Here is a 15,629-nt window from a genome sequence, read left to right on the forward strand (position 1 = left end):
GGGTGAATATGGAACGCTATATACAAATAGGTAAATGGATATTTGAACTTAAACAAGTTCGCGCCATTCGTGCACCTGAATTTGGTCAACCATATGACGCTAGCGCATATATCACCATTGCTGATGGTGTTCCCCATATTGAAGGTTTATTAACTAAAGCTGATGCCGACTTTTCCCGCAACGATTATTTAGCATTTACTGAATTTTTTAACTTGGCTGGTTTTGATTTTACCCAGTATAGCCAAATGAAAGATGGACTAAGGGTGATAAAGAGTAAACATGGTTAATCTACATTTTGCAAATTTAGCCCCAAGCGCTATTAAAACAACCCTTGTGTCGGTGTTGGATGCAGGACACCCCTTTACGCACAATGAAACCATGCAAGCATATATCGCCTTTCATGGAACAAGTGAGGGTTGGAAATATCCGTTTTCACTGGTCATTGTTACCGATAAAACCAGAGAGGAATTATCATATTTACAAGATGTTATTCACTTAACGCCATCAGATACTTACATAAATAAGTATACCTTTATCGAGCCTGAATTTGATAGCGAAGATTATTGGACGTTAAGAAATACAGGGCAAATAGAGCTCACATTCTCTGAGTTTGAAAAATACATGAGGCTAACATAATGGACGGGACAATTGTTGTTGCCGGTCTACAGCATGGTGATGATTACAGTACTCTTTCAGCTGCGGTTGCCGCCACACCATCAGATACTACGGGCACGTCAGGTGATTATGTTATTGAAGCAAGAAACGACCAAATTCATGCTCGTTTCACTATTCCCACTATATTAACAAACCCCACCCATTATTTAGTTGTTCGAGCTTTTGAAGGAGATGAAACCAACGGTAAAGGCGAAGGTGCTACGATAGAAACAATCAACAGTCTTGGCGCAATTCGTGGTAATTCATCAACAAATTACGTTGAAATTAATGGCCTTTATGTCAACCAAAAAGGCAGTAGTCGTTGTGTTTTGTTATCGGGTAGTCATTTTACGATAAAAAATTGTAGGTTAGACTCGGTTTCTGGTGACACGATAGAGTGTGTTAACGGCCAAGGGCGTGAGGCAACATTAGATAACAACATATTATACAACGCTACTGGCGCAATGTGTTTAGATTGGTCAGGTGGTGGTGATGGCTTAACCAGAACCATAAACCGAGTAACAGCAGTTGGTGGAACAATAAGAGCATTTGACCGTGGTGGCTCCACTTTAACTCAAGAACGAAAGGAGATTTACACCAACTGTTTAGCGTTTCCAAATGGTGGTGATGGTTTTCCTACACCATCTTCGTCAATGCAAGTGTTTGAGTCAGATCGCAATGCAAGTTCAGATGCATCGGCATCAGCGAACAGTATCACGCTAGGTTTTGATAATCGAAATATTACCGATGACTTAGTCGATCCCGACGGTATTGTAAAAGACTTGAATTTAAAGCAATCATCAGGGCTTTTTGGTGCGGGTATAAATGGTCGCAATATTGGAGCGATTTTAGGTCAAATAAGTAAAAATATCAGTCAATCTTTATCATTAAATCATGAGAACATTATTACGCTAAAAGGTATAAAAAATAGTGTTCATGAATTGTCTGTAATAGCTGAACATCAACTAGAGCTCGCTAGTCAAAAATCATTATTCGAAAATATTTTAATTGCTACCAACAACGCTATAAATTTAGATGGTGCTAAATCAGTATCTCAACCATTGAGCTTATTAACATCGAATCAAGTCAATGTTACAGGTATTAAACATGTTTATGCGTATTTAAATTTGTCCAATACTACAACCTATACCATTTCAGGTATTGCCGACAACATTATTCGCAAGTCGGCAATTTTATCTATAAGCAACAATTCAACTTTTAGTTTAGCCGGTAGTAAATCAGCAAATGGCAATATCAGTATTAGTCAAAATTCGTTTAGCGAAATAAACGGATTTAAGGCGAGTTCTAGTTTCATATCTTTAGTTCACACGACAACATTTACTGTTAGTGGTATTGCCAATAGCTTAATCAGAAAAACTGGCCGAATTGAGATTAGTAACAACACTCAACACAGTGTTGTTGGCTCTAAATCCGTATCTAACACCATTGAAACTGAAAACTCCAATTTAACAACAATGCTTGGTGTTAAAGCTGCCTTTGGTCAACTTAACAGTAGCCACAGCAACACTATTGAATTATTTGCTTATAGCAATTTCACTATTCCTTTGGTTCGTAGCATCACCATTGAAGGGAAACTTTATTTACTGCAAATACCTTGCAATTTGGACAACACATTAATCATTGAAGGAAAATTTTAGCATGGGTTCTGACGGCTCTTTACTGCAAAAAAATGACCAAAAAATAATTGTACCTTTGACAAGGCAAGGCGTTGTTATTGATGCAACAAAACTAACTGAAGCTAATTACAAATTATACAGCTTTAACAAAAGGCAAATATTAATAAGCAAAACATTAAATAGCGGCATTGTGGCCGAAGGTTCAAACCTAGCGATCAGCATTAGTAAAGACGAAAGCGAAAATTTAGCCGGTACGTATTACCACGAACTGACCATTACAGACAGTGAACACGGTGTAGGTACGGCTTTTCAAAAAGACATACGATTTAAAGCAACTAAAAACTAAGCGAGTAATTATTATGACAGCAACAGTATTTGCAAAAAACAAACGCGCAAACGCCATTAATTTTAGCAAGGCATCAATTCACACAGGTTCACCTGGTGCTGATGGTTCGGCCAATACTATTCGAGCACTAACTCAGCAAGAAATAGACGATGGCAAAACACCCTATTCAGACCAGCCTATTACTTTAGGTGCAGCTGTAAATGGTGTTCGCAATGCAACGGTTACACCGAAATTTAATATTCCTGCTGGTGAGAGCATTACACATTATGCTTTATGGGAAGGTGATGAATGCGTTGAATATGCAGCTTTGCCAAATTCCGAAGACTACAACGGCCATGGCACGTATGAAGCTGAAAACATTAAGTCAACGAGTAACTAAGGAATGACCATGGATGATATTTTAACGTTATTTTCTACCGGTGGCCTAGGCGCTATTGTTGGCACATTTGGCAATTGGCTAAATAAAATTGAAGAGCGTAAAAATAAGATTATCGACAACGAACATCAATTAAAAATGGCTGTTTTTAAAGCTGAACAAAAATCACAGCAAGATGATAGTAACCGTGAAACTTTAAAGTTAGAAGGTCAAATACAAGTTGATAACACTGATGCGCAATCATTCCAAGAAAGCCTTAAAAATGGTGCAGTAAATACAGGCATAATGTTCGTTGATGCAATTCGTGGATTAATGCGACCATTATTAACAATAGTGTTGCTGGTATTTAGCTTTGTTTTGTTATCTAACATTCATGAATTGGTGAATGGCTTGGATTCGGTGCCACAAGAAGAACTTACTAAACTTTATGGTGATAGCATTCAACAATTATTATTTTTAACAATAATGGCTGTATCTTGGTGGTTTGCCTCTAGGCCAGTTAAAAAGTAACTTTGTAAGTTTTCTAAAAGCCGCAGTTTATGCGGCTTTTTTATTGGCTTTCAATTCTTGATAATCAGGCCAATCTAATTCCTTAACACGCTCTATGTCACCCGCTACTACGTTCACTTTTTTAATGTCTCTGCTAAGGTTTGGCAACTTAACGTCATTCACTAATGCCGCTTCAGTTTTAGTCATGTTAAAGCAGTAGTGGTCAACAATTGCAGCGATCATATTTTCACTTTCAAGCCTCGCGTGCTTAATTATTATGCCTATTTTTTCACGACATTCTTGTCCTTGAATTAGATAATTCATAAAATTATTATCTCCTAGGTGATAACTAGGGTTGAATTTACTGCTTTTGGGCTGTTTTGGCAATGTTTAGTGATCGTTTATTGACATTTATTGTCACAACTTTGACATTGCGATCATCGAACGGATCCTCTAACTATCAGAAAAAGCGCAGCTTTTAATAATTGCTATGTCACAACCAATGTCAAAAACATCAATTTTTTTTACGAAAGCGGGAGGCGAAGAGGAGTGATTTTTTCTATCTCTTCGATGTGTACAGATATTTATTGAGATATATTTGGGGCTGTATATAATTACAGCTAATTGAACTACCAGGTGAATTGAATGGCTCGCGTTACTTGTCCGAATTGTTTAAGTAAATCAACTATAACTTCACGTGAGGAAATAAGTTCGCACGCAGTTCATTTATATTGTTCATGTAATAACACGAAAGAATGTGGAGCCACATTTAGAATCACTCAAGGGTTTGATCACTACCTTAACCCGCCACTTGCAACTACCGCACAAATTGCTGCCCAATTGATAAAGAACTTACCAAGACAACAGCAATTAAACCTCTTAAACGATTGTTAAGCTTCTTCTACTTTAGATGAATAAATTTCTTTATCTCCATACAACGACTCATAAGCAATACTAAGTTTAAATTTTGATTGAAAATCCCTTAATATTTGGGTGTCAGTTTTTTGTTTAAAATCCATTTTTAATACTAAAAGTTCATCACCAATTGATAAGTATTCATCAACCAACAATGTTGAAATCGTTATATTAGCTGAACCACACCCCATAAAAAAACCTTGAATCTTTTTTACAAGTTCGTCCCTTTTGACTTCTTTCCCATCAAATAACATTTTGTATGATTTTATTTTTGCGGGTCCCAATCCTTTATTATGTAATGTGTATTTTAAAAGATTTTCTTCCCAACTATATAAATTAGAAAGCGCAGGTTTTACTGATAACCGATTGTGCTTTTTAGACATGTATATGGTGTATGCCGTTAAGCAAATAGCCATAAACGCTACACTTATTGATACTAACTCTACTGTAGTTCCATTTGATACTTGTGTAATAGCAATTACATACCCGATATAAACCCCTATAACTAATAAAATGGCTTCTGATTTTTTCATGTATCCTTTCACTCTGTTTTAATTTATTACACTGCTTTAGTTAATAGTAATTAAGTTCCTGTAAAACATATAACCTTAGTTATTTCTTGTGGTGCTCGGCCAGTGATCACCAAGAATTTACGCCATATATCAAACTGAACTTTACGTGTTCCTTGTTTGAATTCTCTTATTCACCTACCTGTTAGCACTTTGCTTAATATATTCATTTTATTGGAAATAAGACACCGAATATTTTATATACAGCTATGTTTTTACGCTGCAAACTCAATTACAAACTTGCCACCGTGAATACAGGCTCTTTTGATAAGCTACCGGTTCTACTAAAAGATGGTGAAGTTGCAATGGTACAGTTTATCGTTTTTATTGAACGTGGAAAGGCCAAATTTCGAGTCGTGCCATACCTTGTAAAATCAAGTCTATTGTTGCTTATTTAAAGCTAAATTTTAGTTTTACGGATTTGCCAAAAGGTTGTTAATTACAAGCTTGTACTGTGATCGATTCATCATTCACAGCCTTCATTAATGGGTTGAGTTCGGCAACACTAGAATTAAACCAACGCTCAATATTACCTGGCTCTATCAAAACAGGCATACGATGATGTATTTCACCACAACACTTATTAGGTGCTGTAGTTAAAGTAACTAATTGTGGTGATTCAGGATTGTATAATAAGCCAGCCATATAAAATGGTTGCTCTTTTTGATGACTAAATAAGTATTTAACTTTCTTACCTTGTTCGGATCTCCATTCATACCAACCAGAGCAAGGTACCAAGCAACGACTATGTGCGAAGGCGGTTTTAAATGTTGATTTTTCACTAACAGTTTCTGATTTGCCATTAATCAATAATCGACTAGACCAATTTGGTTGAATCCCCCAATTAGCATTAACTTGCCTGAATTTATTTTCAATGCCAGTTACTGTTGCAACAGGCTGAGAAGGACATAAATCGGTGTTAGTTTTAACACTAAACTTAAACCCAAATACCTCACTAACTATTTTAATCAGAGGGTCATCAATAACATTTAGTCTACCGCACACTTATCTTGCTCCTAGCAATACAGCACATATCTTAATAACACTTTCATGCAAGTAACACTTCGCTTCATTACTAAACAAGTTTAAATGCGTCAGTTTCAAAAAACTCCAACTAACCTTAAATTAAGGCAGCATAAATTGTCTTTATCATTAACTAACAATAAGGAAAGTAATATGGATTATTTATATAAGATTGTACTTAAAATATTCTTCAAGGCAATAAACCTGAAACGAGTTGAGTTACTCCATGTAACTCAATTCGTTACAGCACTGACATTACTTACATTATCGGTCAGTATTTTGCTTATTAACATTAATTAATATTATAAAAGGTAATACACACCTTAAAAATAATAGAAGTAATAATTGAAAAAAGCCAGAAACCAAATACGGGCCCGTTTGGTGGTGGTTTATCATCATTAGCAGAGCCTTTGATGAAAAAAACCAAGTTATTTCATCAAAGGTAGGTAGAGTAGATATGCCTACTACTGCAAAATAGTCGTTTCTTAATCTTGTTGCGCAATAATGCTACTCGCCGATTGTACCAAACAACGAATGGCGTCATGCTCACCGTTGTAGCAAAGCAGCATATCTGCACCTTCAAGATAATTCCGAGCAATTTCTAAATCTTCTTTGTGTTCACAAGCTTGTGTTGTACTATTCATGGATTAACCTCTTTTGGTTGATAACTCGCAAAAGTCAGGTCTGGTTGCGCCAACAATTTAAGACCTTTCTTTTGCACTCTTTAATACGTTTTTTATCAAAACGTAGCGCAAGAATTACATACCTAAAAACAACCGTCAACACCTATTCCAGATCTCCAACACTTAGCATTTCACCTTGTTCACACAACTCGTTATGATAAATCCGTAAAACATCAAACAAAATCAACTCAAAATGAGTGGTATTTGGCAATTTAACTTTAAACACTTTATAACAACATCCTTAATAAATATACACTTAACAATTAAAATTCAATCTAAGTTAAATTCAACTAACAATACACGCGAACATACTTAAAACAACAGAATAAACAACACAAAAACACCTATTTTGTTATCATAAATTTATTTTCATGCTACCCTCCCAGTGCATGATTGAGGGCTTTGTACTATTATTTTCAAGACTAGATTTGAGAATCATTCAATATACTAACAAATACAGCAAGCCTGATAAATTTACCACACCAAACCACTGTGTTAATATACAGCCCATGTTTTTACGTTACCGATTAAATTATAAATACTCCACCGTGCACACCGGCAGTTCTGACAAATTACCGGTACTGCTAAAAGACGGTGAAGTCGTTATGATTAAATTTCTAGGTTTTATTGAGCGAGAAGAGGCAAAATTATCTAATCAGGCAATTTCTTGCAAAATAAAATCGATAACAGCGTACTCTAAACTTAACTTTAGTTTTATAGATTTGCCTAAAAGTTGCTTATTGCAAGGTTGTATATTGAACAATGGTTTATATTGCGTTCTTGAATATGATAAACCACGTATTTTAGACTCCGTTGTCATTGATATGAATTAAAGAATTTGATTACTTGGCCACTCCCCTTTAAACAATTTTTTTAATGCATAAAAACATAAAGTAAATATACCAATACTAAATACAAAGCAAAGAATTCCTCCGATCTCTGTTCGCATTGAACTTTCAACAGATGAAAATTGCGTTGGATCTACAGATATTTCAAAAGATGCTAAAAAAAAATGGAATAAAAAATACCCCCAAATTAGTAAACCAAGGACATATAGGTAAGCGTAAAAAAAGTCAGAATCCTTAGGAAACCAATAATTATTTTCTTTTATAGATTTTTTTCTTTCCCACTCAGTAAATTGCAATATATTCCATGTAGTATAAAGAAAATATGCTGGAAAAAATTTCCAAGTGTGGAGCATATTGTAAAAATTTAGGCCTATGATAATCCCTATAGTTGCTTCACTGTAATATATAAACTTTGCATAAATATAGGATCTGCTTATCCAATAATCTTGTAGCAAACCAGCAATTAGCTTGGCAAACATAATCTTACATCCATAAAGATACTGTTCTCTAAGTTTAGTGCAAAAATATGACTATGCTTATTGCAACAACAGCAAATTTACACGTTTAGTGTTTTGACTAATTCAGAGTTCTCTAAATATAATGTATACACATGCTTACGCTAACATTAAACCTGCATCCCACCAATCTAGCTCAACTTCTCCCACTTCAACGTTACGTGCGTATTGCCAATCAATGTCATTTGGTAATGTTCGTCCATCGTTCATTGCATGGCTAAAAGCAGTACTTACAAAGTCACGTGCATGCCGCCAATCAGCTTTATTGGGCTCGCTTCTACCTGCTTTTATGGCGTTAACGGATGCAAAATGGCTGATTTCGTCCTTTTTACGCTTTTCGTATAAGTGATCAATGGTAAAAATTTGCAGTTGATGATCAATAAAGGCATAAATTCTGTCATCAACATTCACCCTACAACCCTTTTTAAGGGCTGATATCTGATTTTCAGATAAACCCAACATGCCGAGCCTAGACTCTGCGCTAGTGGTTAATTTTAAAGGCGTACAGTTATTCCCACTAGTCCAAGACTGGTCGGCAAAGCCGACAAAACCTTTGTCCTGTGCCGCTAATCTTTCCGCTGTTCCCTTAAGCTGCTTAGTCCATTGGGTAACTCTAGTTAAAAGCGTTGCATCTTCACTTACGCTTACTTCACCTCGCATTTCACGCATGGCTTGTGAGACCGCATTGGTGCTAGTGGCAACACCTTTAATTACTTTGGTGGTTTCAGCATATTTATTACCGAGCATCGTTTCTTCATAAGCGGTTTTAAAATTGGCATTACGGCCAATACACATTCCGCCCATTAACTCTACAAAGGTTTTCCACTGGGCATTGTCTGCGGCTTGTCGTATACGTTCTAAATCAAATTGTTCAACAGGCTCACGTACTCGTCTTAACTCACGGTAAACAGTTACACTTGGGCTACCTTGAAATTGAAATTGACGAATCCCCCACGTACTGGCCCACGCTAAAACAGGGTTAACTTTAATGTTTTCGCCCGTTTCAGCATCTTCGTGATCATGTACCTGGTACCCGTCAATATTTTTTGAAATGTACTTAGCAATATAACCCGCTGCACTACCTATATTTTTATCGATAGCAATAGCAGTAAACCGTGGATTAAATGTTCTATAAAATTTATCTGGTGCTTTAGGTTTTGCACCATCTTTCTTCTTTTTACCGTATAAACGGCGTTTGTTTTTATATGCTTTAAAAAGTATTTTTCGTTCGGTGGGTTGTCTTCGGGGTTTACTGAATTCTTTATATTCGGTAACAAAACCTGTTTTCCATTGATTAGGCTTTGTAGTAATTTTGCAACGCATACGCCCTGCTCGCACTAACGGCCCGTAACGTTTACGTAGTTCTTCGGTATCTTCTGCAATAAAATACTTACGTAAAATAGCTGTTACCCACTGGTGTTTATTACGAGGCATAAACAGCAGCATGTGCCAATGTGGGCAACCATCAGCATGCGGCTCTGCCACTCGCATACCAAAATAATTAATACCTAATCGGTTTAGTTTTGCCCGAGCTCGTTGCCAAATTTTTACCAAATAACGTTGTGCTTCTTTCGGGCTCGACCCCTGCCATTTATCAGAATTTGCATGATACTTTGACGGACAAGTCATCGTGTAAAACACACCAACGTAATTCATCTCGTCGGCAAGTTCTTCAGTTTCACGCAAACGTAGCATTAATTCATTACGTCGGTTAACTGGGTTAGCCATGCCCTTATCTACGGCTTTAAGTAACGGAATTACTTCACCGTGCTGGTTTTCAAGTTCCAACCGGCTTAAATATTCACGACCTGATTTTTGCGAATCTCTATACTCGCTTTGCGCTTGTTTTGACGAATATGGGCTTATACCTTTGCGTTTAACCGTTACCTTTTTCGTTTTTTTGTTACGAACACGGTATAAATCTCTTCCAACTTCACCCGTTGATATTTCAAGTAACTCTAAGTACTGCGCCCGAACGGTTTTAAGTTTCGTAGCCCACCATTTTTCACATTGTACTTTTAACAATGCTGACTCTATTTGTTCGTTGGTTGCTTTTTTGCGCTTTTCCCAATGGTCGGGTGTAATCTGCATGGTTAAGGTGTATTCACCGATGCTTTCAAACGCATTTCTTAATATGGTTTCATAGGCTTCATTAATGTCATCATCTGAAGATTGCAGCAAAATGCTAATACACTCTTTTACTGTTTCGTTGGCGTAATGCTTGGTTTTATCTTTATTACTCAGAATATGCCATGGCAATGGCATATTCTGAGTAATACGGAATAACACACTAAAACGGGGTTTTAGTTTTTTAATGGTGCGGTCAAACCAACGGTTGGCTTCATACTTTAATTTAGGGTTGGTTTCTTTGTAACGTTCAACATACTTACGAGCAATGCGTGATTGCAAAGGATAAGGCACACTACCTAAACCTTTTGCAATAAAATTGTGATCACGAACATCATCAATTGAGCTAACAATACCGCTAGCTATACTAGACAGGTTTAAATTATCTAGTGCAATTTTCTGATCACAAATCAAGGTTTAGGCCCCTAATTCAATAGGGAAAATGGGTAAATGCTCCATCAATGTGCTGTTTAGTTCTTTCAACTTCTCTAATAGCAGTTTTCCATGTTCTGAATGTTTAGCTGCTAACTCAGCAAAAGGCATATTTTCGATTAAGGTTTCTTCCAAACTCAAACGCATATTTACCGTTGGGCGTTTTCTATAAAAACAAACAGCCGTATTTACGTTATTCAATACAGTGTTAATTACGTCATTCACTAAATTTAGGGTGCACTTATCCATGACTAATATTCCTTAGTTTTAAAATTTAATATGCTTTAGTAGTTTTGGGCTTGTTTAATGCTTGGCTGTAACTCACTCGCTAAGAGTCATTACCTAGTAACTATATCCATGGCTCCAACCTTATTGTCTTCCTTTGGTCATTCCATTTTTTGCAAAGCTGAATGGCTTCATGCTTTAATTTTTCACAGTTCAGCAATCGCTGAATATCGTTTTCATCTTTAGCTTTATAGCTAACAAGTTGCTCCAATGTAGCTTGCTCAAACGCTGCTATTTTCATTGCGGCTTACTTGCAATAAATTCGATACGCGAGAGTACATTCGCATTGCTAAACACTTCATAGAGTTTGCCAACGAGTAGAATAGCTTTATGAATTTCAATACGTGAGTTTTCACTCAACTCTTCAAACGACCGACTTATATCAAGTCGAGTTAATCCCGCGGCATAGCACAATAAAGTGCGCTGCTTCGCTGTTAGTACCTTGTTATATAAGTACGCCGGTGAGCGTGTTGTATTGTTTAAAAGAGCTCTTATTTTCAACAGCCCTTCTGGTAATTCATGTTGAGTATTTTCAATAAGCTTTAACTCAACTGGACTTTTGTGTACTTGGTTTTCTTCAACTGCGGGTAAATTTTCTGTATTGGCTAACATCATAATTCTCCACTTTCATTTCAGAACAAAAATAATAACTACGCAGCTAAATCGCGCTTTGCTTGTGCAAGTTGTTCACCATATTTGGCGAAAAAAGCAATTGGGCCAAGCTTCATATACTCTTCAATGTCAGACTCCAACCAACCTACACTACATTCTGAAATTGAATGACTAGGTGGAAACTTAAATGCAGCCATCATTTTGTAAATTGACGGACGAGAATTGCCACATACTTTGACTACTTCTTTTGCGCGCATGTAACGATCTTTAATAGTGACTTCTTCGCCTTTAATATTTTTTCTGACAATAATACTCATAATATTCATCCTGGTATTGTATTGTTGGTTCATATTAGGAACATTTATTCTGGTTCCTTATCATGAATCTTTTATGCTAAAGTATTTAAAGTTGTTCTAAAACAACGACATAATTATCACCCTGATGATACGATATAACCATTAAGTATCCCCTGAGTGACAACAAGAACAAATATATATCCTTACGGTGAACCATGTCAATTACTTTTGGTGAGAAGTTAAAATTAATTAGAACGTCTACAGGCTTAAGCCAGCAAAAATTTGCAGATTTTGTAGGACTTGGGATTAGTTCTTATAAAAAAAATGAAGGTGGATTTAGCGAGGTTGGCCTACAAACTATTCATAAGATAGCGAGTCACCCAGAGCTTAATAAATTCGCTTTATGGTTAATATCTGATACTACAAATTCAGCAGCCGGACAAATTGCCCCTGGTGACGAATTACCAAAGCAAGCAGAACAAAAACAAAAAGTAGTGCAAGAAGAATACGAAGAAAAGTTTGTTAAAACGGTTGGCGACTCATTATTAATGTTCTGTCATTTAGACTGGTTTACACCGAAAAGTGATAGTGAAAAGCTTTTTGACGATTGCGGAAAAATCATTCTTAAAGACCTACGCCCTGTTATCGAAAGCCGCTATCAAAATAACCAACAAACAAACAGTACTAAAAGCGCTTAATTAGATCATAGTAAAGTTGCATCTATCTATTTAGCAAAACAAGGAGGTTGCTAATGCAAAATATAAATATGATCGAAAAAGAGATTGCGATCAATTCACAATGGAAAAATTCACTTAAATCTCTTTATGAGATTGGAAGCCTAACTTTTATTTCTAGTTCACGTGAGGATTCAGAACGCTTTACATATAAAAGATTCCCTGAATTAGGAGCAAAACTCGATTTCTTCATACTTTCAAACAAAGCTGAGTCTGTAAGCTACTCATATCCTGGTTTTACCAAAGAACAATCGACAATAATTCTAGCTCAAAAGCTAATATATAGATTGTCTAAACTAAAATTGGTGAATAAAAAAAAATCTGAAGTATATGATTCTGAACGTAATGACATACCTATCTACGAATACACGCTAAATGAGAAAGGCTTAGATACTGTATTAAAGTTCATTGAACATGACGATAATAAAGAACGTTTTGATACTCAAACAGGCATTAGTAAACACTTAAAAAGAAATAGTAACATCTCGGTTGGTATCTCAGTTTTAGCTTTTTGTGTTGCTGTATACGGCACAAGCTTGTCTTTTAAGCGATTAACAATCCTTGAAAATTCATTAATCGACAAAGCCAAGATAGAACAAACCGTACCTGTAGAAAAAACACCCGCTCAATCTAAAAACATTAATACTGATACAAATCAATAAATATCACAACAAGAGCTTGATATTATAAGAAATTTGAGTACTTTATCTTGTAGTCAGGTAGATGGATATTACTAAGACGTCTGCATAATAAGCTGTTATGAATCAAGGAGAGATTGGTGGATTACCGGCTAAAAAGAGTAATAGGTAAAATAGAGAAACTTAAAAATAATAGAAGATTTGAGTGCCTTTATCCTGGTTGTAAAAGCCTATCAATAGGGTCACATTCACAACAACGAGGTGGCCAATTAAAAATCATAAGTGAAAATGATGAGGTTTATTGTGTAAATTTCAATATGTACCATGCTTTAACTCAAGGTAGTAGTGCCTCTTCCTTAGTTAAGACTAAAATAAAGAATGCATCTATTTATCCAGGTTTTTGTCAAAAGCATGATGGGCAAATCTTTTATCCTATTGAAAAAAGCGCTCTTATACAAAATGATAACAAACAAGCATCTACGTTTTTTCTTCGTTCCTTGACATATGAAATAACTAGAAAAAAACTAATATATTTTACTACGCAAAATATTATTGAAAAATGTAATCATTTAATGCAGAAAGAGATAATTTCTGATCTAAAAAAGATGAATTTAGGGCGCGATAAATTTATTAAGCACGACTTACCTTTCTACCTTGATAAATCCTATGAAGCTTATAACAACCCAAGTGAAAATATATTGAGAACCAAGTGGGTTGTTATCCCTAGAACAATAAAAGCTTCAAGTTGTACTGTATTTTCACCTATGAGAGACTTTGAAAAGCGAATCAAACATCAAGCTACTGCTGTTCCTCAAGTTCTTTCGTCGTTTAATTTGGTTCCTGCTGAAAATAAAACTCATGTAGTTGTTTCATGGCTCGAAGAGCACTCAAGCGAAAATGAATGGATCGAAAATGCTATGAATACGGATTTGGAGAGTTTTATTAATTATATAGCAATATGTGAGTCTGAGGATATTTGCATCGGACCAGAATTATGGGCATCAGTAGATATATTTTCTCGTGAACGTGTTCATGAAGCTATTAGGCATGAAATATACCGCGGTGCCCTGAATGAAGTACCAACAGTAATAACAATATAACAATATAACAAATTATTTAAAAGGATGGTGTATGAACGACCCTTTACTACTAGCAAAAAAATTGAATGAATTAGTTCAACTGGCAAAGATTGCATCAACAGGTTTTGAAAAGGCTTCCGTCTATTCTGCTAGTACTTGTATATTGAAAGAATTTAATGATGCTGAAGAAAAATTTGATAGTTACCTACTTGAAAAGGTTTCTAATACTTGTTGGCATATAAATGCAGCAGTTGGATATGATGTGACCAACGGGCACGAAAAATCTAGTTATATTTCCTGGGCTCATGGTGAATTGATGACACTAAATAACTTACTAGAAAAACGCGTAGAAAATATATAACAAGCTGTTAAATAAGGAATCAAATTGAAAAGTGAATGTTTTATTTGTAATAGCCCGTCGCAGCATAAATTAAAAGATCACGATAATATAATATTTGTACAGTGTACTTCTAAAGAGTGTGGAAGATATGAAATATCAGTTAGGGCGAGTGAAGCCATTCAAGAGCATTTATATGCTAAAGAGAACTTCCAAGCCTTAGTGCGCAGTTATAATTTGCAAAATAAGATTGCTGATATTTATTACGAAGACAGAAATATAAAAGTTGATATTGTAGGTCAACGTTAAATAAACAGAACTAATTTAAAATTGTCATTACCGGAGAGAATATGGACATTTTCACAAGATTTAATAATAAAAATATACAAGATAGACAAATCGATACATTAATAGGCTTAAGTAAAGGTTTGCTAGCCGACGGAAAGGTTGTTCAAGGTGAAGCTGAGTTTCTAATGTCTTGGTTAATTCAAAACCAACAAAACAACCAAAACCCTGTCATAGATAACTTATTGCAAAAAGTTAGCGTTATGCTAGAAGACGGCGTATTAGATGAAGAAGAATCTGCTGAACTCAAAGAAATTCTTCAAATAATTTCAGGCGAAGAGTCGGAACATGGCGAACTCGCTAAAACAACCTCTCTACCTATCAACACCCCTCTTCCTGAAGTCAAATTTGAAGGCGCCTCATTTCTATTCACGGGTACATGTGCATTTGGCACTCGTAAAGAATGCCAAGCCGCTATCGATAAACTTGGTGGAACTAACGCTAAAGGCGTAACTAAAACGTTAAATTATTTGGTACTTGGTACATACGTAACAGATAGTTGGATACATGAAAACTTTGGTCGAAAAATTGAAAAGGCCATGGAGTACCGTGATAACGGCATTCCTTTGGTTATTATCACCGAAGAACACTGGGCTAACGAAGCCGGAATATAAAATTACCAAAAAACTCAATTTAACCAATAAGCTATTGGCTTTATTCTTCATTCGCAATTAAGAGAAGAACGCATT

General features: G+C 35.7%; 25 protein-coding genes. 14 read left to right on the forward strand and 11 right to left on the reverse strand.

Annotation, left to right across the window (positions count from 1 at the left end):
• Positions 1–8: 8 nt before the first annotated feature.
• From AC27JP_RS09155 to AC27JP_RS09180, 6 genes are read left to right on the forward strand one after another with little or no spacing between them, the layout of a single operon-like run.
• Positions 9–287 (forward strand): hypothetical protein, encoded by a 279-nt coding sequence (locus AC27JP_RS09155; protein ID WP_487114239.1) that lies wholly within the window; start codon positions 9–11, stop codon positions 285–287.
• Complete coding sequence (locus AC27JP_RS09160; RefSeq protein WP_487114241.1) at positions 280–636, forward strand: hypothetical protein; 357 nt, start codon at positions 280–282, stop codon at positions 634–636. Before AC27JP_RS09155 ends, AC27JP_RS09160 begins: the two co-directional genes overlap by 8 nt.
• Positions 636–2,312 carry a hypothetical protein gene (locus tag AC27JP_RS09165; protein ID WP_487114243.1) on the forward strand — a complete coding sequence of 559 codons (1,677 nt, stop codon included), beginning with the start codon at positions 636–638 and terminating at the stop codon, positions 2,310–2,312. The genes AC27JP_RS09160 and AC27JP_RS09165 overlap by 1 nt, the downstream gene beginning before the upstream one ends.
• A gap of 1 nt (position 2,313) precedes the next feature.
• The gene (locus AC27JP_RS09170; protein WP_487114245.1) at positions 2,314–2,637 is read left to right on the forward strand and encodes a hypothetical protein; all 324 of its coding nucleotides are present in this window, start codon (positions 2,314–2,316) and stop codon (positions 2,635–2,637) included.
• Between the two features lie 13 nt (positions 2,638–2,650).
• Positions 2,651–3,016: a hypothetical protein gene (locus AC27JP_RS09175; RefSeq protein ID WP_487114247.1), complete on the forward strand. Its 366-nt coding sequence runs from the start codon at positions 2,651–2,653 to the stop codon at positions 3,014–3,016.
• Between the two features lie 9 nt (positions 3,017–3,025).
• Positions 3,026–3,523: a hypothetical protein gene (locus AC27JP_RS09180; RefSeq protein WP_487114249.1), complete on the forward strand. Its 498-nt coding sequence runs from the start codon at positions 3,026–3,028 to the stop codon at positions 3,521–3,523.
• A gap of 27 nt (positions 3,524–3,550) precedes the next feature.
• On the opposite strand, the gene AC27JP_RS09185 is transcribed toward AC27JP_RS09180, so the two are convergent.
• Positions 3,551–3,826 (reverse strand): hypothetical protein, encoded by a 276-nt coding sequence (locus tag AC27JP_RS09185; RefSeq protein ID WP_487114251.1) that lies wholly within the window; start codon positions 3,824–3,826, stop codon positions 3,551–3,553.
• A gap of 321 nt (positions 3,827–4,147) precedes the next feature.
• Here AC27JP_RS09185 and AC27JP_RS09190 point away from each other — a divergent pair, with 321 nt between their 5' ends.
• Positions 4,148–4,396 carry an ogr/Delta-like zinc finger family protein gene (locus tag AC27JP_RS09190; RefSeq protein ID WP_487114253.1) on the forward strand — a complete coding sequence of 83 codons (249 nt, stop codon included), beginning with the start codon at positions 4,148–4,150 and terminating at the stop codon, positions 4,394–4,396.
• Here the strand turns inward: AC27JP_RS09190 and AC27JP_RS09195 are convergent.
• From AC27JP_RS09195 to AC27JP_RS09210, 4 genes are all read right to left on the reverse strand, one after another.
• On the reverse strand, positions 4,393–4,950 hold the full coding sequence (locus AC27JP_RS09195) for a hypothetical protein (protein WP_487114255.1): 558 nt from the start codon (positions 4,948–4,950) through the stop codon (positions 4,393–4,395). The genes AC27JP_RS09190 and AC27JP_RS09195 overlap by 4 nt on opposite strands.
• A gap of 471 nt (positions 4,951–5,421) precedes the next feature.
• On the reverse strand, positions 5,422–5,991 hold the full coding sequence (locus AC27JP_RS09200) for an SOS response-associated peptidase (protein ID WP_487114257.1): 570 nt from the start codon (positions 5,989–5,991) through the stop codon (positions 5,422–5,424).
• Positions 5,992–6,494: 503 nt separating this feature from the next.
• Positions 6,495–6,653 (reverse strand): hypothetical protein, encoded by a 159-nt coding sequence (locus AC27JP_RS09205; protein WP_487114259.1) that lies wholly within the window; start codon positions 6,651–6,653, stop codon positions 6,495–6,497.
• A gap of 142 nt (positions 6,654–6,795) precedes the next feature.
• Positions 6,796–6,918, reverse strand: coding sequence for a hypothetical protein (locus AC27JP_RS09210; RefSeq protein WP_487114260.1), 123 nt, complete (start codon positions 6,916–6,918; stop codon positions 6,796–6,798).
• Between the two features lie 202 nt (positions 6,919–7,120).
• Here AC27JP_RS09210 and AC27JP_RS09215 point away from each other — a divergent pair, with 202 nt between their 5' ends.
• Positions 7,121–7,525 carry a hypothetical protein gene (locus AC27JP_RS09215; RefSeq protein ID WP_487114262.1) on the forward strand — a complete coding sequence of 135 codons (405 nt, stop codon included), beginning with the start codon at positions 7,121–7,123 and terminating at the stop codon, positions 7,523–7,525.
• On the opposite strand, the gene AC27JP_RS09220 is transcribed toward AC27JP_RS09215, so the two are convergent.
• From AC27JP_RS09220 to AC27JP_RS09245, 6 genes are all read right to left on the reverse strand, one after another.
• Entirely contained in the window at positions 7,522–8,019 is a 498-nt protein-coding gene (locus AC27JP_RS09220) for a hypothetical protein (protein ID WP_487114264.1), read from the reverse strand. The two genes, AC27JP_RS09215 and AC27JP_RS09220, sit on opposite strands and share 4 nt — an antisense overlap.
• Positions 8,020–8,154: 135 nt before the next feature.
• Entirely contained in the window at positions 8,155–10,596 is a 2,442-nt protein-coding gene (locus AC27JP_RS09225; protein WP_487114266.1) for a replication endonuclease, read from the reverse strand.
• Positions 10,597–10,599: 3 nt separating this feature from the next.
• Positions 10,600–10,863 carry a hypothetical protein gene (locus AC27JP_RS09230; protein WP_487114268.1) on the reverse strand — a complete coding sequence of 88 codons (264 nt, stop codon included), beginning with the start codon at positions 10,861–10,863 and terminating at the stop codon, positions 10,600–10,602.
• Positions 10,864–10,963: 100 nt separating this feature from the next.
• On the reverse strand, positions 10,964–11,140 hold the full coding sequence (locus tag AC27JP_RS09235) for a hypothetical protein (RefSeq protein ID WP_487114270.1): 177 nt from the start codon (positions 11,138–11,140) through the stop codon (positions 10,964–10,966).
• Positions 11,137–11,514, reverse strand: coding sequence for a hypothetical protein (locus tag AC27JP_RS09240; RefSeq protein WP_487114272.1), 378 nt, complete (start codon positions 11,512–11,514; stop codon positions 11,137–11,139). Before AC27JP_RS09240 ends, AC27JP_RS09235 begins: the two co-directional genes overlap by 4 nt.
• Positions 11,515–11,549: 35 nt before the next feature.
• On the reverse strand, positions 11,550–11,828 hold the full coding sequence (locus tag AC27JP_RS09245) for a helix-turn-helix transcriptional regulator (RefSeq protein WP_487114274.1): 279 nt from the start codon (positions 11,826–11,828) through the stop codon (positions 11,550–11,552).
• A gap of 194 nt (positions 11,829–12,022) precedes the next feature.
• Here AC27JP_RS09245 and AC27JP_RS09250 point away from each other — a divergent pair, with 194 nt between their 5' ends.
• From AC27JP_RS09250 to AC27JP_RS09275, 6 genes are all read left to right on the forward strand, one after another.
• Positions 12,023–12,505, forward strand: coding sequence for a helix-turn-helix domain-containing protein (locus AC27JP_RS09250; protein WP_487114276.1), 483 nt, complete (start codon positions 12,023–12,025; stop codon positions 12,503–12,505).
• Positions 12,506–12,558: 53 nt separating this feature from the next.
• The gene (locus AC27JP_RS09255; protein WP_487114278.1) at positions 12,559–13,203 is read left to right on the forward strand and encodes a hypothetical protein; all 645 of its coding nucleotides are present in this window, start codon (positions 12,559–12,561) and stop codon (positions 13,201–13,203) included.
• Positions 13,204–13,319: 116 nt separating this feature from the next.
• Positions 13,320–14,279: a hypothetical protein gene (locus AC27JP_RS09260; RefSeq protein WP_487114280.1), complete on the forward strand. Its 960-nt coding sequence runs from the start codon at positions 13,320–13,322 to the stop codon at positions 14,277–14,279.
• Between the two features lie 31 nt (positions 14,280–14,310).
• Positions 14,311–14,619 (forward strand): hypothetical protein, encoded by a 309-nt coding sequence (locus AC27JP_RS09265; protein WP_487114282.1) that lies wholly within the window; start codon positions 14,311–14,313, stop codon positions 14,617–14,619.
• A 24-nt stretch (positions 14,620–14,643) separates the two neighbouring features.
• Positions 14,644–14,904: a hypothetical protein gene (locus tag AC27JP_RS09270; protein ID WP_487114284.1), complete on the forward strand. Its 261-nt coding sequence runs from the start codon at positions 14,644–14,646 to the stop codon at positions 14,902–14,904.
• 41 nt (positions 14,905–14,945) lie between these two features.
• Positions 14,946–15,554, forward strand: coding sequence for a BRCT domain-containing protein (locus AC27JP_RS09275; protein WP_487114286.1), 609 nt, complete (start codon positions 14,946–14,948; stop codon positions 15,552–15,554).
• The last annotated feature ends 75 nt before the right edge of the window (positions 15,555–15,629 follow it).

The organism is Colwellia sp. SU-HH01172 (assembly GCF_057553355.1).